This is a genomic window from Methylobacterium sp. V23 (assembly GCF_002917135.1).
In the GTDB taxonomy this organism is placed as follows: domain Bacteria; phylum Pseudomonadota; class Alphaproteobacteria; order Rhizobiales; family Beijerinckiaceae; genus Methylobacterium.
The window spans coordinates 68,914-88,485 of record NZ_PDHT01000014.1 but is presented as its reverse complement, the minus strand read 5'-3'; the positions used below and the strand labels follow the sequence as shown (position 1 = coordinate 88,485).

Below are 19,572 nucleotides of genomic sequence, written 5' to 3'. Positions count from 1 at the left end.
AAGTTGTGGCCAATGGCCGGGGATGATCCGGCGCCGACGGTCGGCGCCGGGTACAGGTGAGGAGTGCGAGCGATGGCGCGATGGCTGGGTCCGGCATTCCTCGGGCTGTTCTGCCTCGCCGGGACCCATGCGCTGTCCGAGGACGCCGAGCGCGACACGCGCAATCCCGACCAGCCCAGCGGCGAGACCCTGACGATCGACGAGAAGGGCATCACCCTGCGCTTCCCCGATGTCGCCAAGCTGCGCATCGGCGGCAAGCTGCAGCTCGATTACGGGGCCGCGGCCATCCGGCAGGCGGGTTTTCCCGAGCCCTTCCCGGAGAATTTCGCGGTGCGCCGGGCCTGGATCGAGAGCTATCTCACCCTCGGCAAGAGCCTGGAACTCGCCTTCCAGTATGATTTCGCCGACCCGATGCGGCCGATCAACGATGCCGCCGCGGCCTATACGGGCCTGGAGAACACCCTCCTGACGGTGGGCAACATGAAGGAGCCCTTCAGCCTCGACCAGCTGACCAGCGACAACAACACCCTGTTCACCGAGCGCTCGCTCGCCGACGCCTTCGCGCCCGCCCGCAATTTCGGCTTCGCGCTCGGCCGGCACGGGGAGGACTGGACGGTGGTCGCCAGCGTCTTCGGCGGCAACGCCAACACGGGGATCGGCAGCGAGGGCGTCGCCGCCACGGGGCGCGCCACCTACGCGCCGATCCACGGGGACGATCGGGTGCTGCATCTCGGCCTCGCCGGGAGCTTTCGCGATCTGCCCCGCGACGGGCAGGGGCTGTCGCTGTCGAGCCGGTCCGAGGCGTTCCTGTACCAGCGCGACTTCGTCGACACCGGCGACATCCGCGACGCCTCGGGCGTCCGCCGCATCGGCCTCGAGGCGGCCTATCGGGACGGACCCTTCCTGGTCCAGGCCGAGTACATCCGCACGGAGGTGGAGCGCTACGGGGGCGCCCGCACGGTCGGCTTCCAGGGCGGCTACATCCAGGCCAGCGTCGTCCTCAACGGTAAGGGCCGCGCCTACAAGCTCGCCCCCGATTACGGCGCCACCTACGCGGTCTTCTCCGGCGTGCAGGTGGCGGAGGCCGACCGAGTCTCGCGGGGCGGGATCGGCGTGTTCGAACTCGGCACCCGCTTCAGCGCCATCGACCTCGACGATGCCGGTATCCGCGGCGGCATCGAGCGCGACGTCACGGTCGGGCTGAACTGGTACCCAGACCGCAACATCCGCGTGGTCGCGGACTATGTCCGCTCGCACACCAGCCCCTCGGCGGTGCAGGGCGGCCGCACCATCGACGCGGACAGCTTCATCGGGCGGTTTCAGCTCTACTGGTAGGCGGCCCGGGGCGGCCTAAGCCCGTTGGGCAGGCTTGCGGCCGGCCCCCGGGGCGGTGCTACGATGGGGTCGCAGGCCGGGCCGCGCCCGGCGGTCCGGGTCGGCGCGACGATCGATGGAACGCACGGAAGTCCTGATCGTCGGCGCCGGGCCCACGGGCCTGGTCCTCGCCCTCTGGCTGACACGGCTCGGCATCCGCGTCCGGATCGTCGACCGGGCGGAGGCGCCCGGCACCACCTCCCGGGCGCTCGGAATTCAGGCGCGCACCCTCGAACTCTACCGTCTTCTCGACCTCGCCGATGCGGTGGTCGGCGCCGGGCACCGGGTGCCCGCCGTCAATCTCTGGACCGCCGGCACCCGGCGCGCCCGCCTGGCCTTCTCCGCCGACCCACGGGACCCGACGCCCTATCCCTTCCTGCTGATCTACCCGCAGGACGCGCACGAGCGTCTCCTGATCGAGCGCCTCGCCGCGGCCGGGATCCGGGTCGAGCGAGGCACCGAACTCGTCGGGTTCACGCAGGACAGGACGCGCGTCGTTGCCACCCTGCGCACGACCGAGGGGGCGCAGGTGCAGGTGGCGGCCGCCTACCTGGCCGGGTGCGACGGCGCCCGCTCGACGGTGCGCGAGACAATCGGCATCGAGTTTCCGGGCGGCACCTACGAGCGCTTCTTCTACGTCGCCGACATCGCGGCGGACGGCCCGGCCGTCGACGGCGAGATCCATCTCAACCTCGACAGGGCCGCCGACGTCCTGGCCGTGTTCCCCCTCGCGGAGCGCGGGCGGGTGCGCCTCGTCGGGACGGTGCTCGATGATCATGCCGGCCGCCGCGAGAGCCTGAGCTTCGACGATATCGCTGCCACGGCGCTGGAGCGGCTGCGGATCGCGCCGCGGACCGTGAACTGGTTCTCGACCTACCGGGTGCATCACCGGGTCGCCGCCCGCTTCCGGGACGGGCGCGCCTTCCTGCTCGGCGACGCCGGGCATATCCACAGCCCGGCCGGCGGGCAGGGCATGAACACCGGCATCGGCGACGCGATGAACCTCGGGTGGAAACTCGCCGCCTGCCTGCGAGGGCGGGCGGACGATGCCCTGCTCGACACCTACGAGACCGAGCGGATCGGCTTCGCCCGCCGCCTCGTCGCGACGACGGACCGGGTGTTCACCCTGGCGACGTCGGAGAACCCCCTGGCGCAGCTCTGGCGGACCAGGCTCGCGCCCCTGTTGGCGCCGCTCGTCGCCGGATCCCCGGCCCTCCGGCGCTCCCTGTTCCGAACGCTCTCGCAGATCGCCCTGGCCTATCGGCACAGCGCGCTCAGCGCGGGCCGGGCGGGCCGGATCCATGGCGGGGATCGGCTGCCCTGGGTGGCGGGCGCGGACGTGGTGGGGTCGGAATGGCGGGTGCACGTCCATGGTGCGGCGGCACCGGACCTGGCGCGCTGGTGCGCGCAGCAGGATCTGGGCCTGCACGTCGTCGCCTGGAGCCCCGAAGCCGAGCACGTGGGCCTCGCCCGGGACGCCCTCTACCTCGTGAGGCCCGACGGCTACGTGGCCCTCGCCGATGCGGAAGCCTCCGTCCCGACGCTGGCCGCCTTCCAGGCGCAGCACGGGCTGAACTGGGGAGCGGACGGCTGATGCGGGTCCGGCTGGACGGCAGCCGGACCCGCATCAGCAGGTCCGCGCTCAGCCTGTACGAAGCCCGGACCCGTCACCCCGCGAGGATCGTCCGGACCCGACCCAGGGGCTGGCGCTACTCGCCGACCCCGAACAGCTTCTCGAGGAAGTTGCGGTCGTCCTGGCTCGGGCCGCGGCTCGCATCCGCGTGGCGGGCGGCCGGGCGGGGCGGGGCGGCCGCCTGCGGCTCGCCCAGGAGGGCGCCGATCAGGCCACCCGGGGTGCTGTTGGTCACCGCGGGTTCGGAGGGACCACGGTTGCGCCAGCGGTTGGCGCCGGGGAGCATCACCGGGCTCTGGCCCTTCAGCGCCACGGTCATGTAGGCCTTCCAGATCTCGCCCGGCAGGTTGCCGCCCGAAACCTTCTTCGTCGGCTCGCCGTCGTCGTTGCCGAGCCAGACGCCGGTCACCAGGGTGGCCGAGTAGCCGATGAACCAGGCATCGCGGAACTCCTGGCTGGTGCCGGTCTTGCCGGCGAGGTCCCAGCCCGGAACCTCCGCCTTCTTGGCGGTTCCGGTGACGAAGGTCTCGTGCATCATCGCGTTCATCATCGAGACCGCGTTGGCGTCGATGACGCGGCCGAGCCCGCCGTCCTTGCGCTTGTAGAGCACCTTGCCGTCCGCGCTCTTCACGCTGGCGATGATGTAGGGGATCACCCCCGTGCCGCCGTTGGCGAAGGCGGCGTAGGCGCCCACCATCTCCAGGGGGGTCACCTCGGAGGTGCCCAGCGCGATCGAGCCGTTGGCCTGCAGCGGGGAGGAGATGCCGAGGCGCTGGGCCGTCTGCACCACGGTCTTGGGCCCGACTTCCTGGCCGAGGCGGACCGCCACGGTGTTGAGGGAGAGCGCGAGGGCGTCCCGCAGGGTTACCGGTCCCCGGTAATCGCGGGAATAGTTCTCCGGGCTCCAGCCCTTGATGCTGATCGGTGCGTCGTCCCGCACCGTGTCGGGGGTCAGGCCGTGCTCGACCGCCGCGAGGTAGACGAAGGGCTTGAACGACGAACCGGGCTGGCGCTTGGCCGTGGTGGCTCGGTTGAACTGGCTCTGCGCATAGTCGCGCCCGCCCACCAGGGCGCGGATCGCTCCGTCCGGCTTCATCGAGACGAGGGCGCCCTGGGCGACGTTGTAGCGGCCGCCCTTCTGGTTCAGCTCGTCCACCAGCGCCTTCTCGCCGGCGCCCTGGAGGCCGGTATCGACGGTGGTGGCGATGACGATGTCGCTCTCGAACTTCGGCACGAAGTCGTCGAGGACGTCCATCACGAGGTCGGCGACGTAGTTGGCCGAGCCGCCGCCGCGCACGCCGGCGGGCCGGGCCGGGCTCGCCAGGGCCAGCTTGGCCTCGGCGGGCTTGGCGAAGCCCAGCTCCTCCATGGCGGCGACGACCTGGGCGGCGCGGGCCTGGGCCGCGGGCAGGTTGCGGTTCGGCGCCAGGCGCGAGGGCGCCTGGACGAGGCCGCCGAGCATCGCGGCCTCCGCCAGGGTCACGGATTTCGCCGGCTTGCCGAAGTAGCGCTGGGCTGCGGCCTCCACCCCGTAGGCGCCGGCGCCGAAATAGACGCGGTTCAGGTAGAGCTCGAGGATCTCGTCCTTGCTGTACTTGTGCTCCAGCCAGAGGGCGAGGATCGCCTCCTGGATCTTGCGCGAGGCCGAGCGCTCCGGCGTCAGGAACAGGTTCTTGGCGAGCTGCTGCGTCAGGGTCGATCCACCCTGGGAGACGCCGCGGCGGGTGACGTTCTGGGCGACCGCGCGGGCGATGCCGACGGGATCGACGCCGAAATGGCTGTAGAAGCGCCGGTCCTCGATCGCCACGAAGGCGCGCGGCAGGTAGGGCGGCAATTCCTTGATGCTGACGACCCGGCCGCCGGTCTCGCCGCGATTGGCCAGGAGCGAGCCGTCGCTCGCCAGGATCGCGATGTTGGGCGGACGCTTGGGCACCGCCAGCTGGTCGATCGGCGGCAGCTGCGAGGCGTGGTAGGCCACGAGCCCCGCGATGCCGATCACGCCCCAGAGGCCGAGGACGAGGACGCCGTAGACGAGCCGGCCGAGGATCGAGCGACGGGCCCGGCGCGGCGCCTTGCGCAGCGCCCGCGATGGGGCGGGGGCACGGCTCTTTGCGCCGCGGCCGCCCTGTGAACCTGACCCGCCTCGTGCCACGCCGCCTCCCGCGCGATCGGCGCGCGAGAGCCGCAGGTCGAGATCGGCCGGGTCTCCGACGCGGCCCTCGGGCACGTCGAAGTTCGGCTCCCCTCGGCCTGTGCCGCCACGTCCCTTCGCCATGCGTCCCGTCTGCCCCAAGGTTCGTTCGCGATTCGAGCGACCCTGCTTGCGCACGGTAATTGCGGCGGGTTTAAGGGGTGTTAACCGGCTCGTTTTTCAAAGCTTTGAAAAATCAGGGGAAATTCGACGAGCCTCGCGGTTCGTGCACCGGATGTTCAGGGGGTGGCCGCGGTGGCGAGACCCGTGGAGGCAACCCCGCCGGCCGCCGCCTGGTCCCGCGATCCGGCGGCACCGCCCGGCTCCGCTCACGCCTTCTTGCGGAGGGGCCGGACCGACACGGCGCCTTGATCGCTGAATCCGGTGGCGGCGCCGAAGGCCTGCAGGTCCGTCCGATGGAGTCCGGTCAGCAGCTCGATCTCGCCGCACCCGGCCGAGCGCGCCGCCTGCGAGGCCGCCTTCAGGAGGAGTCGACCGAGGCCGCGCCGTCGCGCGTCGGGGTCGACCAGCAGCGTGGTGATCTGCGCCGTCGGCAGATTGGCTGCGAGGGACGCATACCAGTGCAGGACGACGAGGCCGCTCGGCGGCCCCCACTCGACCGCGACGAGGGCCGCGCTCGCGCCGTGCCGCACGGCCTCGATCCGTTCGGCCAGGGTCTCGGCGGCGACGGGGTGGCCGGAGCCCCGCAGGAGTTCGGCGAGGCCCGCCGCGTCGCCGACATGCGCCGCCCGGATCTCCAGCCCGTAACGGCTTGCCACGCCTCACTCCGGTCGGCTCCCCCGGCCGGAGCCGGTGGAGCGAGGATCCTGCGGGTCCTCTTAGTCCCGGCGCATCAGGCCGAACAGGGCGAAGCCTGCCAGGGCGGCGAGACCAAGGGCGAGACCACGATTGTCCTGGAAGCGGCTCGCCGCCGCCTGTCCGGCGGCCCGCAGGTCGTTGCCCAGGGGCGAACCGCTGAGGATGCGCTCGGCCCGGGCATGGTTCTCCGGCCGGGTCGCGATCGACACCGCGAAGGCGTCATCGTCCAGGCGGTCGATCTCGATGCTGTTCCGGGCGAAGCCGGCGCGCGACAGGCGATCCCGCGCCACGCGGGCGGCTCTGAGAGACGGAACGGTCACGGTCGCCAACACGCTGTCAGACATCAAGTATTCTCCCTGTTCGGCAGACCAAACCCCGCCCGCGGGAATACGGTTCCGTGATCGTGGGTTCCGGGCGTGACGGCAGCCCGGCCTTAAGCTTCCGGCAACCACCGTGGACCTAAGCCCGGGCCTCGCTCGGCGGGCTCAAGCCCGCGCGAGCCGTGACGAGGAGCCTGCCGGACTTGCGCGATCCGTTCGTTCCTGCCGCCCTTGCCGATCGCCTGCGGGAGAAGCGCCGCCGGCCGCGGTCCCGGGAAGCCCTGGCCTACGAGCCGGCCAAGCCGGTCTTCGCCGAACTCCTCGACGCGCGCGGGCACGGCACCGGCCAGTTCGTGCGGCTGTCGCAGGGCATGGTGGAGGCGATCACGCGGGGCGCGCGCGCGGAATCCTGAGCGAAAGCCCGATCGGCCTGGGGTCAGCGGTCGCAGCCGATGCAGATGTCGCGCACCACGCGCTCGCGTCCATGCCCCGTGCGCTGGTTCGGCAATGATCCGTTGAAGGCGTGCTCCGCCGCGCGGGTCGGCGGCGGAACCGGCTTCGGCGGCTCGGGCGCGACCGATCTCGGCGCGGGGGCGGTCAGGGCCATGTACTGGGCCGCGGCGGGCGCCGAAGCGAGGCCGGGCACCAGCCCGGCGAGGGCGAGAACCAGGGACGCACAGTGCGGGCGAGCACGAACGCGCGGGGCGGTCTCGGGACGTCGCGTGGCCATCGAAGCCTCCGATCGTGAGCGCTCGGTGCGAATCGACGCGGAGCGCCATGCGGCGATCCGGCGTCCGGCCTGACGGGAACGAGGGCGGGAAGGGATCGTTCCCCGTCCCTTTGGCCGGCCCCCGGGCCGGATGGGACCGGATCCATGCTGCACCTCCTTGTGGCCGATGGGAACGACCGGTCCGGACGGGCCGATCACGTTTCGGGCACCGGCGTGACCTCGGCCGAGGCCTATGCGGAGGTCCTGCGCCAGATCTCACCGGGCGTCGGCTGCACCCTGATCAACCCGGCCGACGCCGACGCGGCCCTGTCCCCCGGGACCACGCTCGCCGGCTTCGATGCCCTCTTCCTCACCGGATCGACGCTCCACGTCTGCAACGAGTCCGAGGCCGTGCGGCGCCAGATCGCCCTCGTGCGCGACGCCCTCGCCGCCGGGCTCCCGATCTTCGGTTCGTGCTGGGGCGTCCAGGTCGCCGCGGTCGTGGCGGGCGGCCATGCGGCCCGCAATCCCAAGGGGCCGGAATACGGGTTCTCGCGCGATCTCGTACGCACCGAGGCCGGACGGGCGCACCCACTCCTGGCCGGGCGGGGCGAGCGCTTCGATGCTCCCGCCATGCATCTCGACGCCGTCATCACGCCGCCGGCCCACGCCATTGTGCTGGCGGGCAACGGGGTCCTGTCGGTCCAGGCGATCGAGATCCGGCACGGGGCCGGCGTGTTCTGGGGCACGCAGTACCACCCCGAACTCGACCTCGACGCCCTGGCCGCGATGCTGCGCCTCAGCGCGGACGCTGTGGTGGCGGCCGGCGCGCTGCCCGACCGCGCGGCGGTGGAGGCCTATGCGGCCGACCTCTGCCGCATCCATGCGAATCCCGAAGGACAACGGGACCTGATCGCCCGTCACCGGCTCGGCCCGGAGCTGCTGGAGCCGGCGCGTCGGCGGGCGGAGATCGGGAACTTCCTCGATCGCCTCGTGCGCCCGCGGGTCGAAGCCGCGGCTTGAGCGTTCAGACCGCGCGCAGGGCGGGAGCGTCCGGCCGCGGGCGGGCGCCGACGATGTGAAAGGCGCGCGGTCGCACGAACAGGAACGCCAGGCGCGTGTGACGGATCATCCGCTCGAAGGCCAGCGGAACCAGGATCGCCACCACCGTGACGACGAGGCTGGCCCAGCCGATATCGGTGATCGCCCCCGACTTCACGATCAGCGTGCGGGTGAGGGCCATCGGCAGGAAGAACGCGAGGTAGATCACGATCGAGCGCTGGCCGCAGGCCCTGAGCGCCGCCGTCACCGGCCCGCCGGCCCGGGACATCAGGGCTCCGGTGGCGACGATCGCCAGGGCGCCGGCACCGCTCAGGATGAGGGCGAGCCCCGGGAGATTCGCCAGCGCCGGCACGGCCCGGAAGCCCGTGGGCACGAAGACCAGGACGGCGTTGACCACGGCCCAGAGCGCCAGTCCGAGCATCGCGGCGCGGGCGTGGCGCTGCACGAGATCCGCGAAGGTGAAGATGCGCGCGGCGAAGAGGTAGCCCACCAGGAACCAGACGTAGCGGTCGCAGAACTCGTCGATCAGCTCGAACCCGGTGTGGAGCGGCAGGACCTGCAGCAGCGCCGCACCGCCGAGGAGCCAGGCCGCCGGCACCGACCGCAGGGCCTTGGTCAGCACCGAGAACACCGCCAGCAGGTAGATGAACCACAGGGTCGAGTAGGGTTCGACGACCGCCAGGGCGAGATGGGCGACGAACGCGCCCGGCCCGGCTCCGTCGGTGATCGCGCCGTACTTGAAGGCCGACTGGATCAGCACCCAGAGGACGTAGAAATAGACGAAGTGCACGAGGCGCCGGTCCAGGAACAGGCGCCAGTCGCGGTCGATGACCCGGCCGAGGAACAGGCCCGACAGCAGGAAGAAGTCCGGGATGCGGAACGGGCGCGCGAACGCCACGACGGTGTGGAGAAAGCCCTCGCCCTCCATCGCGATCCCGGTGCCGAGGGTCGAGTGCATCATGACCACGAGGATGATGCAGAGGCCCTTGGCGACATCCACCCAGGCGAGCCGGGCGGAATCCTCCGCGGATCCCGCCATCCGCGGCCCCGTTCCCTGCGCCGTTCCCTGCGCCGCACCTTGCCCCACCGCGACCGCCGCCATGATCCGTCCCCGCCTACAGGACCGCGATCCTTGGGCGCCAGGTCTTAAGGATGGCGATACGCTGGGAGCCACCGGCCGATCATGCCGAACGGAAGGTAAAGGCCGGGCCGCGCCTTCTCTCACTCCGGGCGGTGCCGCGTTTCCGTGCGCAGGGGCCCTGCCGCAGGGCCGGCTGCGCCCTGCAGGCCTCAGTGCGGGTCGCGCTTGGCGCCCCGGCGGTCGCGGGTCATGCGGGTCGCGGCGTGAAAATCGTCCGGCTTGGTGCGGACCCAGGCCAGGAACTCCGCCATCTCGGGCGCCGCCCGCAAGGCCTCCACGTCGGCGAGGCGGCGGGCGATCTCGGCCTCGCTGAAGCGGGCGTGGATCGCCGAGTGGCAGATCTGGTGCAGGCGCACCGTGCCCGCGCGCGCCCCGCCCTTCAGCTTCGGGGTCAGGTGGTGCAGGCTGGATTTGGCATGGGGCGGGATCGGCCGCTCGCAGAGCGGGCAGATCACCGGAGGCTTGGCCTGCGGACTATGCGTCGCCGGGTCGTCGTCGCGCCAGAGCCGGGCTCGTCGTCCCAAGGGTGTCTCCCGTCGGATGCGTGCGTCAGTGGTCTGCTGCCGGAACAAGCGTCCGGCAGGCGGGGTCGTTCGGTTGGAACAGGGCCGCGGCCTCGCGGTCCCGGGTCCCGAGAATGGAGACGTGGTCGCCGGGGATGACCATCAGGCGCGCCCGTGGACCGGCCTGCGCCGCCAGCCGCTCGGCATGGGCGAGGGGCACCACCGGGTCGTCCCGGCCGTGCACGATGACGAGGGGACCGCCCCCGGCGGCGATGCGCGCGTCGGACCGGAAGGTATCCCGAAGGAGCAGGCCGGTCGGCAGGAAGGGGAAGCGCCCGGCGACGATGGCGGAGAGGGAGTCGAAGGGCGCCTCGAGATAGAGGCCGAGATGCGGCCGGGTCTCGGCCAGGGCCACCGCCACCGCAGCCCCCAGCGAATGGCCGTGCAGCAGCACCGGAGTTCCGGGGACCCGCGCCTGGATCCACGCATAGGCCGCCTGTCCGTCGGCGATCAGCCCCGCCTCGCTCGGACTCCCGGTCGAGCCGGGATAGCCGCGATAGGCGATGGCGAGGAGGCCCCAGCCCGCCTTGCGCCAGGGCCCGCCGGCAAAGCGCGCCGCAGCGGGCTCCGGCCGCGAGCCGTTGCCGTGGAAGCTGAGCACCACGGGACAGCCCGGCTCCGGCGCCCGCCAGAACCCGAGCAGGCGCTCGCCGTCGGCCGTGGGCAGGCTGATGGCTTCCGTGCCCGTCGGCGGGGGCCGGGCGGGGGCGGGCGCCTGGCTGCGGAAGGCGCCGGGATAGATCAGGTGCCGCTGGAAGACGGTCAGCAGCGTCATGGCCAGGACGGCGAGGCCGAGGAAGGCGGTGGCCACGAGGGAAGCGAGAAGACGCATGCGCTCGATGAAGGGATGAGGCCGCGACCGAGCGACGACCCCGAACCGTCGCGGCGGGGCGCCGAACCGCGCCGGACCCTGGGGATGGAGGGGACACTGGGGCGTCCCCGAGAGGTAGGGCTGGACTTTGGCGTGTCACCAGCGATGTTGCGTCGCGTGAATGCTCCTGCGCCCGTTCTTCCCCGAAGCTTCCTCTTGCCCGTGTTCCTCCTCTTGCCCGTGTTCCTCCTCTTGCCCGTGTTCCTGCTCTTGCCCAAGAGCCTCCTCTTGCCCAAGAGCCGCTCCCTGAGGACCCGTCACCGGTCCGCCGCGCCCGCACCGGTCCGGTGCGCCGCGGCATGAGGGACGCGTCCGGTCGCGCGGAGGGCATGGGCGCTCCTCGCCTCAGCGCGAACGCGCTCCTCGTCGGGCTGATCTTCTGCGGGGTCGGCTTCGGCATCGGTGCCGGCGCGCTCGCGGGCTCGGGGGCGGCCTTCGTCTTCCTCATGTCCGGCTGGGTGCTGGGCCTCTGCCTGCACGAGTACGGGCATGCCCGGGCGGCGCTGCTCTCGGGCCTGCCCCGGACCGGCGCGCTCACCCTGGATCCCCTGCGGGCACCCAACCCCGTGGCGACCATGCTGCTGCCGGCGCTGTTCACCATCATGGGTGGCGTCGGATTTCCGGGCGGCGTGGGAATGCCAGGCAGCCTCGGTCGTCCGCCGGAATCCGGGCTGAGCCGGGGACGGCAATCGGCGGTGGCCGCCGCCGGCCCGGCGATGAGCGTCCTCTTCCTCGTCGCGCTCGCGCTGCTCTATGCGCTGGCCAGCCCGGGGGCGGAGACGCTGCGTGCGGTGCTCGCCGTGTCGGTGCTGTTCCAAGGCACCGCCCTGGTGCTCGGGCTGATGCCGATCCCGGGGCTCGACGGCTACGACATCGTCCGACCCTGGCTCTCCGGCCCGCCGGCCTCGCTGCCAACCGCGCCCTGGACCTTCGCGGACCAGATGGCCCGGCATTCGGGGCTGGTGCTGCTCGGCCTCTTCCTGATCTCGGCGGCCTTCACCCGGCCGTTGTTCCGCGCGAGCCTGCTGGTGACGACGGTGTGCGGCATCGATCTCGCAGACGTAATCGCGGGGTTTCGGTTGGTGCGCCTGTGGTGATCCCACCGGTCGGAGGGGGCACGACGCACGGGAGATTTGACGGCGTGGCGGCGGATGGGTCGCGGCGGTGTGTCCGTCAACGCGCTGAGCCGGACGGTTGCGGCGCATGCGGAGGTGCCGCGTGGTTCGTCTCGCGTGCGAGGCGGCGCCCCGGCTCGTCACCATCGTCGAGGCGGGCGCAGGTCATGCGGGACGATGCGCCGGGGCAGGGGACGCCATCGGCCTACCGCGTGCGGCTGCTGGACCATGCCGGCCGCGTTCTTCGCACCGAGTCCCCTGCGGGCTGTCGCGAGGCGGAGGTCCCGGAGCGGGCGCGGGCCTTCCTGGAGGGCCGCTCGGTCGAACTCTGGGACGGGGCGCGCCTGATCCAGCGGCGCGAGGCCCCTCGCAACCTGTCGGCCTGAGCGGGGGAGGCCGGTCCCGGCCCGACCGCGGCGTTCGCGCCGCGTAGGAACCGGGCTTTCGTGCTAGGTGCGCTCGGCCTCCGGATCCGACGCGATCCGGCGCGGCCCGGTGGAGAGACCCTGCGATGGCCCTCAAGACGACGTTCCTGGTGCAGACCTTCGTGCTCAAGCGCAAGCGGCTCTCGCCGGGCGACCGCGAGGTGGCGGTGACGGAGAGCGGGGCCTTGAAGAAGGCCGAGGCGATGGCCGCCCGTTTCCCCGGCACAGCGGCGATCAAGGTCGTAGCCGACGACGAGACGGGCGAACTGGAGAGCGCGTCCATCCTCGGCAGCTTCGGAGAGGTGCCGGACGATTTCGCCGAGAGCCTGCAGGGCTCCTGAGGCCGGATCGCCCACGGCGTCCACGAACCTGAGACCGGAAACGCGAAAGGGCCCCGCCTCGCGGCGGAGCCCTTCGATCCTGCTGCGACGCGTCTGCCGTTACGGGCAGGCGTGACGCTGACCGTCATTGCCGAGATAGGTCCCGGTGCGGCGGTCATAGGACCGGAAGCGCTGGACACAGTAGGCGACGTCCTCGCCGCTGGTCGCGACCTCCGGGCCGGCCTCGTAGCCCGTGGCGGCATAGCCGCCACCGTAGGGCGCGGAGCCGCCGTAATAGGCCGGCGCATAGCCGCCGGCATAGTAATCGTCGCCGTAGTAGCCGCCATAAGCGCTGCCGAGGCCGTAGCCGATTCCGGCGCCGGCAAGACCCAGGCCGAGCCCGAGCCCGACACCACCGTAGCCGCGGCGGTAGCCGTAGCCGCGCCCGGCATAGGCACCGCCCCGGTTGTACCCACCGCGGTTGAAGCCGCCGCGATCACCCCGGAAGCCGTTGCCGGCCGCGAGGCCCGCCCCGGCGCCGACGGCACCCGCGCCGACGCCGATGGTCCCGCCGCGGTTGAACCCGCCCCGGTTGAATCCACCCTGCGCGAGGCCGCCGCGGAACCCGCCGCCGCCGAAGTTGCCCCCGACATTGCCGCCGCGGAACCCGCCGCCCTGCGCGAGACCACCGCGGAAGCCGCCACCACCGAAGTTGCCGCCGCGGAATCCGCCGCCACCGCCAAGTCCACCGCCGTGGAATCCGCCGCCACCGCCACGGAAGCCACCGCCGCCACCGCCCGGACGTGCGTCCGCGGATGCGGGAATCATCGAGAGGGCCCCGACCAGGGCGGCCGATGCCAAGAGTATGCGCTTCATGGGAGAGCCTGTCGTTCGCATGTCGATCCCGAGGACCGAACTTCTGGTAACCGAACGCGGGGCCTGACGATAAAGTTCGGTTCGCACCCTATTCCGCCGCACTTCATCGGGCCGGCGATTGACAAAACCGCCGCAGACCTCGAATCTAGAAGCATTCCGAGGGGGGCTCCGAGTGCGGGGGCTGAGATTGGGCGCGTCGCCCTGACCCTTGAACCTGATCCGGTTCGTACCGGCGGAGGGACGGGAATTCGTAGCAGCGGCGCGCAAGATCCAGGCGTCGTCCCATCCAACACCGCTCGACGCGAGTCCGGATCGTCTCCCACGCCAGGAGCGAAACCGATGAATGCACCCGTTCTCCCGAAGGATCTTCCGCAGGGTCAGCCCCAGGCGGTGACCACCGGCCCGATCATGGGCTCGCGCAAGGTCTACGCTCCCGTGGCCGGGCACGACGACATCCGGGTGCCGTTCCGCGAGATCACGCTCAGCGATCCGAAGGAGGCCCCGGTGCGGGTCTACGATCCGTCGGGCCCCTACACCGAGACGGATGCCAAGATCGACCTGCATGCCGGCCTGCCGCTGGTGCGCGAGCCCTGGATCGCCCGGCGCGGCTACGCCACCGTGACCCCGCGCGTGGTCAAGCCCGAGGACAACGGGTTCGTGCCCGAGGACAAGCTCGTGGCCCCCTGTCCGGCCATCCGCGAGATCCGCAAGGCCGGCCCGGGCCAGATGGTGACGCAGTACGAGTTCGCCCGCGCCGGGATCATCACCGAGGAGATGATCTACGTCGCCAACCGCGAGAACCTCGCCCGCCAGACGATGCTGGAGGGCGCGCAGGCGGCGCTGGCCGACGGCAACAGCTTCGGCGCCGCCCTGCCGGCCTTCATCACGCCGGAATTCGTCCGGGACGAGGTGGCCCGCGGCCGCGCCATCATCCCGGCCAACATCAACCACCCCGAGGTGGAGCCGATGGCGATCGGCCGCAACTTCCTGGTGAAGATCAACGCCAACATCGGCAATTCCGCCGTGACGTCGTCGGCCGCCGAGGAGGTCGAGAAACTGGTCTGGGCGACCCGCTGGGGCGCCGACACGGTGATGGACCTCTCGACGGGCCGCAACATCCACAACATCCGCTCCTGGATCGTGCGCAACTCGCCCGTTCCGATCGGCACCGTGCCGATCTACCAGGCGCTGGAGAAGGTCGGCGGCGACCCGCTGAAGCTCGACTGGGAGGTCTTCAAGGACACCCTGATCGAGCAGGCGGAGCAGGGCATCGACTACTTCACCATCCATGCGGGCGTGCGCCTCGCCCACGTGCCGCTCACCGCGCGCCGGGTCACCGGCATCGTCTCCCGCGGCGGCTCGATCATGGCGCGCTGGTGCCTCGCCGGTCACCGCGAGTCGTTCCTCTACGAGCGCTTCGACGAGATCTGCGACATCATGCGGGCCTACGACGTGTCGTTCTCCCTGGGCGACGGCCTGCGCCCCGGCTCCATCGCGGATGCCAACGACGCGGCGCAGTTCGCCGAGCTGGAGACCCTGGGCGAGCTCACCAAGATCGCCTGGGACAAGGGCTGCCAGACCATGATCGAGGGCCCCGGCCACGTGCCGATGCACAAGATCAAGGTGAACATGGAAAAGCAGCTCGTGGAGTGCGGCGAGGCGCCGTTCTACACCCTCGGCCCGCTGACCACCGACATTGCCCCCGGCTACGACCACATCACCTCCGGCATCGGCGCCGCGATGATCGGCTGGTTCGGCTGCGCCATGCTCTGCTACGTCACCCCGAAGGAGCATCTCGGCCTGCCCAACCGCGACGACGTCAAGGAAGGCGTGATCACCTACAAGATCGCGGCCCATGCCGCCGATCTCGCCAAGGGCCACCCGGCGGCGCAGCTGCGTGACGATGCCCTGTCGCGGGCCCGGTTCGACTTCCGCTGGGAGGATCAGTTCAACCTCTCCCTCGACCCGGATACGGCCCGCGCCTACCACGACGAGACCCTGCCGAAGGACGCCCACAAGGTCGCGCATTTCTGCTCGATGTGCGGCCCGAAGTTCTGCTCGATGAAGATCACGCAGGACCTGCGCGCCGAGGTGCTGGCGATGGAGGCGGCCGGCCAGGTGCTGGGCGAGGCCGCGCCCCTGAGCGCGGCCGAGCGCGAGGCCGGTATGGCGGCGAAATCCGCCGAGTTCCAGGCCGAGGGTGGCAAGCTCTACGTCGACGCGGCCGAGTAGGGGACCCTGTCCCGGGCCGGTCTCAGCCGACCGGCCCGGGACAGGCGGCGCGCCGAAGAACCGCCCGCGGCGTGTCGAGGAACTGCCCGCGGCGTGTCGAGGAACTGCCCGCGGCGTGTCGAGGAACTGCCCGCGGCGTGTCGAGGAACTGCCCGCGGCGCGTCGAAGAACTGCCCGCGGCGCGTCGAAGAACTGCCCGCGGCGCGTCGAAGAACTGCCCGCGGCGCGTCGAAGAACCGCCCGCGGCGCGTCGAAGAACCGCCCGCGGCGCGCGGACTTCCAGAGCCGTGTCCGCGTGAAGTTTCCGAGGCCTCTCCCGGGCGCCTCTCCCGCTCACATCACGCGAACAGCCCGTGCACGAACCAGCGCGCGGGCGTCTCCATCGTGGGGAAGCCCTCGCGATAGACCCAGAGGCGGCGCCCGGCCTCGTCCTCGACCACGTAGTAGTCCCTGAGCGGACCCGGCGCGCGCCACCACTCGTCGGCGATGCGCTCGGGCCCGTCCGCATGGGCGACGCGGTGCAGGCGCCGGCGCCAGCGGAAGCGGTGCGGAGGCCCGTCGGGGGCGAGGGCGATGACGTCCTCGGCGGCCTCGCCCCGGCTGAGCAGCACCAGCGGCCGGGGCTGCAGGCGCGGCCGGGACGCCGGATCGGACCGGCCGGCCGGCGTGGGGCGATCCGCCCGCCAGGGCTCCACGAGGTCGGCCCGCTCGGGCAGGTGGCTTGCGCGGAAGCCGAGCCGCATCATCCGCCGGCCGAGGCGCTGACGCAGGGCATCGCCCAGATGCTCGGCGCCTCCGCCCTCGGCGGGCGTCTCCACCAGCGTGCCCTGACGTGCCGCGATCGTGCCCGTGGCGGTGACGGCGAGGCCCACGGTCTCGAAGCCGAAGCCGGCATCGAGGGCCGGGCCGAGGCGATCGAGGCGCAGGGTCAGCAGGCGTGCGAGCTGGACCGGGCAACGGCTCGGCAGGCTCATCCCGAGGTCGAGGGTGCGCACCACCCCGTCGACGCGGGTCAGGGACAGCCGCAGCGCCCGGGCGCCGAGGCCGGCCGCCTCCAGCCGCGGCGCCAGCCGCTCCATCAGGCCCGTGGCCGTGGCGACGATGGTCTCCGGCTGCCCGATCGGTTCGAGGAAGCCGCGCAGGGCCTCGAAGTCGTGCGGGTCCTCCGCCGAGACGAGGGGCTCGGGCCGGCGGCCGAGGGCCTGGTCGAGGCGCAGCAGCAGGGTCTCGCCGAAGCGCCGGGCCAGGGGCGCCCGGGGCGCGGCGGCGAGGTCGCCGATCCGGCGCAGGCCGAGGCGGGCCAGGGCCTGCGTCGTGCCCGGATCGAGGCGCAGGGCCGAGACCGGGAGGGCCTGCAGGGCCTCCCCGTTGCATCCGGGCGCCACGAGGCCACCCCCGCCGTGGCGCGCCAGGGCGAAGGCGCAGGCGGGCGTGTCCGCGAGGGCGATCCGGGCCGGAATCGCGCCCGCGCGTAGGCGTCGTGCGAGGTCCGCCAGCAACTGCGCCTCGCCTCCGAAGAGGTGGCTCGCCCCCGCGATGTCGAGGAAGAAGCCGTCGGCGCCCTCTGCCGGACCGTAGGGCGCCACGACCGGGGTGTAGCGCTTGGCCCAGAGGCAGAGCCGATGCAGGGAGGCCTCATCCGCCTCCGGGTCGGCGGGATGGACGGCCACGGGCGTGCCGATCCGGGCCCGGGCCCGGGCGAGGGTCTCGCCGGGCTCGAGGCCGAGGGCGCGGGCGGCGGCGTCCACCGCGACCAGGCGCAGGCCGTTGGCCTCCATCGCGGCCACCACCAGGGGGCCGTCCCCGTGAGCGCCGTCGTCCTGGGTGCCGTCTTGCTGGGCGAGGTCTTGCTGGGTGCCGTCTTCCCGGCCGCCGTCAGCCCGAGCGCTGGACGCGCCGGTCGGACAGGGCCGCGCCCGGGCCCGCCTCAACCGCGTGACCGGCCAATGCTCCAGCCAGACCGAAACGATGCGCGGCATGATCCCACTCCAGAAGCCAATGTCCGGTCCGCCCGTTGCGGCTTCGGTCGAGGGTCACCTGCCAGCACGGCCGCTCAATGCAGCCGAAGCGGTCGCGCAGGGCCTTGCCGGCGGCGATCCGCCAGCGGGTCGCGGCCACGTTGGGGCTCTCCGCCTCGGGAGGCCGCAGGACGAGGAGAAGCAGGTCGGTTCGCCCGGCCGCGAGGTGGAGCCGCCGGCTCTGGGCCAGGGGCAGAGCGGCGTCGACGAGGCCCGCCACCGCGGCCAGCCCCTGCGCGCGTAGGGATTCCTCCAAGGCCCGGTAGGCGTCGCCGTCGCTGGCGACCTCGAACAGCAGGAGTCGCCCCGGGTCGAGGCCGAGGCCGGCAAGCCCGTGGCCGTAGGGGAGGGGGTGGCCCCGGCCCACCACCAGCAGGGCCTCGCCCCGCACGCGGGCGAGGTGGCGCGCCACCAGCGCCAGGGCGAAGCCGAGGGCCGCCGGCTCGTCGCCCGCCTGGTCGGGGGCGATCTCGTGCAGCTGCCCGAGGGCGAGCCCACCCTGCGCGAGGCGCGAATCGACGTCGTGGATGCCGAAGGGCAGGGCACCCCGGAGGACCGAGCCCCCTCCGTGCCCGGCCACGAGGTCGCGCAAAGCGGCCAGATCCACGGGCTCGGCGTCCCGGGACGGAGATCCCACGTCCGGGTGGTCCGTCGACGCCATCGCGGTCTCCACATCGGGAAGGTCTTCAGGGCTCTGTCTCATCGGCTCCGCTCCATCCCGCTACGCTAAGAACAAAACAGGAACAGACTCAATCGGTTTCCGGGGGGATTCGGAATTTCGTCGCTGCTCAAGGGCTTGGCCTGTGGAAGGCTGTGGATGCCTGTGGACGGCGTCCCGCGGGCCGGCATTTGCGCCACGCTTGACCCTGTGGCGAGGGCAGGGCAGCACTCCTCACCTGCCGCGCACAAGACGCGGATCAGCCGGGAGAACTCCATGCGTCTCGCTCGTGCCCTCGTGGTCCTGTCGGGCCTGATCACCGTCGCGGGAGGGCTCCCCGCCGCCGCGCAGACGGCGGCCCAACCCAGGGGCGAAGACCCCCGGGCCGCGTCCAAGGCGCGCCGGCCCCAGGTCGCGTCGCAGCCGATCCAGGTCTACGATGCCCGCTTCGAGAACGGTGACCTCCGCATCTCCGGCAGCGTGCGCAAGCCCGGCACGGTGGTGGTGCTCGACGAGGACATCTCGATCATCGCCGACAGCCGGGGCCGCTTCGTCTTCCGGCTGCCCTACGTGCCCACCAACTGCATCGCCACCCTGAAGGCGGGCGAGGACGAGCGCGAGGCGGTCATCGCCAATTGCGGACCTGCCGGCCAGCCCGGCCCGAAGGGCGAGACGGGGCAGAAGGGAGACGCGGGAGACAAGGGCGAGACCGGCCCTGCCGGCCCGCAGGGCGTCGCCGGCCTGCCCGGTCCCCAGGGACCGAAGGGCGAGCCGGGTCCCCGGGGCGAGACCGGACCCAAGGGGGAAGCCGGACCCAAGGGCGAGACGGGTCTCAAGGGCGAGACGGGTCCGAAGGGAGATGCCGGACCGAAGGGGGAGACGGGCGCGAAGGGGCCGGCCGGCGAGCGCGGCCCGGCGGGTCAGAAGGGCGAGGCCGGTCAGGCCGCCCTGGCCGCCACCGCACCCGCATCGACGTTCCGGGTGGTGCGCCAGGACACCTGCCCGGCCTCCGGCTGCAGCATCACCTGCGAGAGCACCGAGATCCTGGCCTCGGCCCTCTGCCTGAAGGGGGGCAGCGCCATCGTGACGGCGGGAGCCGACGGAAGCTTGAATGCGACCTGCCCCACCGAGAGCCAGGGGCTCGTCGGCTTCTGCGCCCGGCGCTGAGGCGCCGGACAACCCGGGCGATCGCCCCTCGCCGAAACGGAGGCGTCCGGTGTAAGGACGCGCTTCGTTTCGCGCCAA

19 protein-coding genes and 1 riboswitch are annotated in these 19,572 nt (G+C 72.2%); of the genes, 9 read left to right on the top strand and 10 right to left on the bottom strand.

The genetic code is table 11. The features are described 5' to 3' along the window. The first annotated feature begins 72 nt into the window (after positions 1 to 72). Both CRT23_RS14955 and CRT23_RS14950 read left to right on the top strand, forming a co-directional pair. Positions 73 to 1,335 (top strand): porin, encoded by a 1,263-nt coding sequence (locus CRT23_RS14955; protein WP_103710325.1) that lies wholly within the window; start codon positions 73 to 75, stop codon positions 1,333 to 1,335. A gap of 115 nt (positions 1,336 to 1,450) precedes the next feature. Further along, a complete protein-coding gene (locus CRT23_RS14950) occupies positions 1,451 to 2,968 on the top strand; it encodes an FAD-dependent oxidoreductase (protein WP_103710324.1) in 1,518 nt (505 codons plus the stop codon). Positions 2,969 to 3,083: 115 nt separating this feature from the next. Here the strand turns inward: CRT23_RS14950 and CRT23_RS14945 are convergent, their stop codons facing one another. The 3 genes from CRT23_RS14945 to CRT23_RS14935 form a co-directional block, all read right to left on the bottom strand. After that, entirely contained in the window at positions 3,084 to 5,282 is a 2,199-nt protein-coding gene (locus CRT23_RS14945; RefSeq protein WP_103710323.1) for a PBP1A family penicillin-binding protein, read from the bottom strand. A 245-nt stretch (positions 5,283 to 5,527) separates the two neighbouring features. After that, positions 5,528 to 5,977 (bottom strand): GNAT family N-acetyltransferase, encoded by a 450-nt coding sequence (locus CRT23_RS14940; RefSeq protein ID WP_103710322.1) that lies wholly within the window; start codon positions 5,975 to 5,977, stop codon positions 5,528 to 5,530. 60 nt (positions 5,978 to 6,037) lie between these two features. After that, on the bottom strand, positions 6,038 to 6,361 hold the full coding sequence (locus CRT23_RS14935; protein ID WP_055956962.1) for a hypothetical protein: 324 nt from the start codon (positions 6,359 to 6,361) through the stop codon (positions 6,038 to 6,040). Positions 6,362 to 6,540: 179 nt separating this feature from the next. Here CRT23_RS14935 and CRT23_RS14930 point away from each other — a divergent pair, with 179 nt between their 5' ends. Continuing rightward, positions 6,541 to 6,750 (top strand): hypothetical protein, encoded by a 210-nt coding sequence (locus CRT23_RS14930; protein WP_055956960.1) that lies wholly within the window; start codon positions 6,541 to 6,543, stop codon positions 6,748 to 6,750. 23 nt (positions 6,751 to 6,773) lie between these two features. Here CRT23_RS14930 and CRT23_RS14925 read toward each other — a convergent pair whose 3' ends face one another. Beyond that, positions 6,774 to 7,067 (bottom strand): hypothetical protein, encoded by a 294-nt coding sequence (locus CRT23_RS14925; protein WP_103710321.1) that lies wholly within the window; start codon positions 7,065 to 7,067, stop codon positions 6,774 to 6,776. 144 nt (positions 7,068 to 7,211) lie between these two features. Between CRT23_RS14925 and CRT23_RS14920 the strand changes: the two genes are divergently transcribed. Then, positions 7,212 to 8,069 carry a gamma-glutamyl-gamma-aminobutyrate hydrolase family protein gene (locus CRT23_RS14920; protein ID WP_103710320.1) on the top strand — a complete coding sequence of 286 codons (858 nt, stop codon included), beginning with the start codon at positions 7,212 to 7,214 and terminating at the stop codon, positions 8,067 to 8,069. A gap of 4 nt (positions 8,070 to 8,073) precedes the next feature. Here the strand turns inward: CRT23_RS14920 and CRT23_RS14915 are convergent, their stop codons facing one another. The 3 genes from CRT23_RS14915 to CRT23_RS14905 form a co-directional block, all read right to left on the bottom strand. Continuing rightward, positions 8,074 to 9,147 carry an acyltransferase family protein gene (locus CRT23_RS14915; protein ID WP_103710319.1) on the bottom strand — a complete coding sequence of 358 codons (1,074 nt, stop codon included), beginning with the start codon at positions 9,145 to 9,147 and terminating at the stop codon, positions 8,074 to 8,076. A gap of 251 nt (positions 9,148 to 9,398) precedes the next feature. After that, complete coding sequence (locus CRT23_RS14910) at positions 9,399 to 9,773, bottom strand: restriction endonuclease (protein ID WP_103710318.1); 375 nt, start codon at positions 9,771 to 9,773, stop codon at positions 9,399 to 9,401. 25 nt (positions 9,774 to 9,798) lie between these two features. Further along, positions 9,799 to 10,644, bottom strand: a complete 846-nt coding sequence (locus tag CRT23_RS14905) for an alpha/beta hydrolase (RefSeq protein ID WP_103710317.1) — start codon at positions 10,642 to 10,644, stop codon at positions 9,799 to 9,801. A 338-nt stretch (positions 10,645 to 10,982) separates the two neighbouring features. Between CRT23_RS14905 and CRT23_RS14900 the strand changes: the two genes are divergently transcribed. From CRT23_RS14900 to CRT23_RS14890, 3 genes are all read left to right on the top strand, one after another. Next, positions 10,983 to 11,780 carry a site-2 protease family protein gene (locus tag CRT23_RS14900; protein ID WP_103710371.1) on the top strand — a complete coding sequence of 266 codons (798 nt, stop codon included), beginning with the start codon at positions 10,983 to 10,985 and terminating at the stop codon, positions 11,778 to 11,780. A gap of 185 nt (positions 11,781 to 11,965) precedes the next feature. After that, positions 11,966 to 12,184, top strand: coding sequence for a hypothetical protein (locus tag CRT23_RS14895; RefSeq protein ID WP_103710316.1), 219 nt, complete (start codon positions 11,966 to 11,968; stop codon positions 12,182 to 12,184). 125 nt (positions 12,185 to 12,309) lie between these two features. Further along, entirely contained in the window at positions 12,310 to 12,564 is a 255-nt protein-coding gene (locus CRT23_RS14890) for a hypothetical protein (RefSeq protein WP_055956943.1), read from the top strand. Positions 12,565 to 12,663: 99 nt separating this feature from the next. On the opposite strand, the gene CRT23_RS14885 is transcribed toward CRT23_RS14890, so the two are convergent. After that, positions 12,664 to 13,419 carry a BA14K family protein gene (locus CRT23_RS14885; protein ID WP_103710315.1) on the bottom strand — a complete coding sequence of 252 codons (756 nt, stop codon included), beginning with the start codon at positions 13,417 to 13,419 and terminating at the stop codon, positions 12,664 to 12,666. A gap of 149 nt (positions 13,420 to 13,568) precedes the next feature. Beyond that, positions 13,569 to 13,677: riboswitch (TPP riboswitch) on the top strand. Between the two features lie 81 nt (positions 13,678 to 13,758). Here CRT23_RS14885 and thiC point away from each other — a divergent pair. Continuing rightward, positions 13,759 to 15,651, top strand: a complete 1,893-nt coding sequence (gene thiC / locus CRT23_RS14880) for a phosphomethylpyrimidine synthase ThiC (RefSeq protein WP_103710314.1) — start codon at positions 13,759 to 13,761, stop codon at positions 15,649 to 15,651. A 338-nt stretch (positions 15,652 to 15,989) separates the two neighbouring features. Here the strand turns inward: thiC and CRT23_RS14875 are convergent, their stop codons facing one another. Together CRT23_RS14875 and CRT23_RS14870 are read right to left on the bottom strand one after the other, a co-directional pair. Further along, positions 15,990 to 17,630, bottom strand: a complete 1,641-nt coding sequence (locus CRT23_RS14875) for a DNA polymerase Y family protein (RefSeq protein WP_103710313.1) — start codon at positions 17,628 to 17,630, stop codon at positions 15,990 to 15,992. Next, on the bottom strand, positions 17,527 to 18,372 hold the full coding sequence (locus CRT23_RS14870) for an ImuA protein (protein ID WP_245436248.1): 846 nt from the start codon (positions 18,370 to 18,372) through the stop codon (positions 17,527 to 17,529). The genes CRT23_RS14875 and CRT23_RS14870 overlap by 104 nt, the downstream gene beginning before the upstream one ends. A 231-nt stretch (positions 18,373 to 18,603) precedes the next feature. Here CRT23_RS14870 and CRT23_RS14865 point away from each other — a divergent pair, with 231 nt between their 5' ends. Further along, the gene (locus tag CRT23_RS14865) at positions 18,604 to 19,494 is read left to right on the top strand and encodes a collagen-like protein (protein WP_103710312.1); all 891 of its coding nucleotides are present in this window, start codon (positions 18,604 to 18,606) and stop codon (positions 19,492 to 19,494) included. The last annotated feature ends 78 nt before the right edge of the window (positions 19,495 to 19,572 follow it).

Coding starts and splice junctions, on each gene's coding strand:
- CRT23_RS14955 (WP_103710325.1), top strand. CDS start 73: ATGGCGCGATGGCTGGGTCCGGCATTCCTCGGGCTGTTCTGCCTCGCC.
- CRT23_RS14950 (WP_103710324.1), top strand. CDS start 1,451: ATGGAACGCACGGAAGTCCTGATCGTCGGCGCCGGGCCCACGGGCCTG.
- CRT23_RS14945 (WP_103710323.1), bottom strand. CDS start 5,282: ATGGCGAAGGGACGTGGCGGCACAGGCCGAGGGGAGCCGAACTTCGAC.
- CRT23_RS14935 (WP_055956962.1), bottom strand. CDS start 6,361: ATGTCTGACAGCGTGTTGGCGACCGTGACCGTTCCGTCTCTCAGAGCC.
- CRT23_RS14925 (WP_103710321.1), bottom strand. CDS start 7,067: ATGGCCACGCGACGTCCCGAGACCGCCCCGCGCGTTCGTGCTCGCCCG.
- CRT23_RS14920 (WP_103710320.1), top strand. CDS start 7,212: ATGCTGCACCTCCTTGTGGCCGATGGGAACGACCGGTCCGGACGGGCC.
- CRT23_RS14915 (WP_103710319.1), bottom strand. CDS start 9,147: ATGGCGGGATCCGCGGAGGATTCCGCCCGGCTCGCCTGGGTGGATGTC.
- CRT23_RS14905 (WP_103710317.1), bottom strand. CDS start 10,644: ATGCGTCTTCTCGCTTCCCTCGTGGCCACCGCCTTCCTCGGCCTCGCC.
- CRT23_RS14900 (WP_103710371.1), top strand. CDS start 10,983: ATGAGGGACGCGTCCGGTCGCGCGGAGGGCATGGGCGCTCCTCGCCTC.
- CRT23_RS14895 (WP_103710316.1), top strand. CDS start 11,966: ATGCGGGACGATGCGCCGGGGCAGGGGACGCCATCGGCCTACCGCGTG.
- CRT23_RS14890 (WP_055956943.1), top strand. CDS start 12,310: ATGGCCCTCAAGACGACGTTCCTGGTGCAGACCTTCGTGCTCAAGCGC.
- CRT23_RS14885 (WP_103710315.1), bottom strand. CDS start 13,419: ATGAAGCGCATACTCTTGGCATCGGCCGCCCTGGTCGGGGCCCTCTCG.
- thiC (WP_103710314.1), top strand. CDS start 13,759: ATGAATGCACCCGTTCTCCCGAAGGATCTTCCGCAGGGTCAGCCCCAG.
- CRT23_RS14875 (WP_103710313.1), bottom strand. CDS start 17,630: ATGCCGCGCATCGTTTCGGTCTGGCTGGAGCATTGGCCGGTCACGCGG.
- CRT23_RS14870 (WP_245436248.1), bottom strand. CDS start 18,372: ATGAGACAGAGCCCTGAAGACCTTCCCGATGTGGAGACCGCGATGGCG.
- CRT23_RS14865 (WP_103710312.1), top strand. CDS start 18,604: ATGCGTCTCGCTCGTGCCCTCGTGGTCCTGTCGGGCCTGATCACCGTC.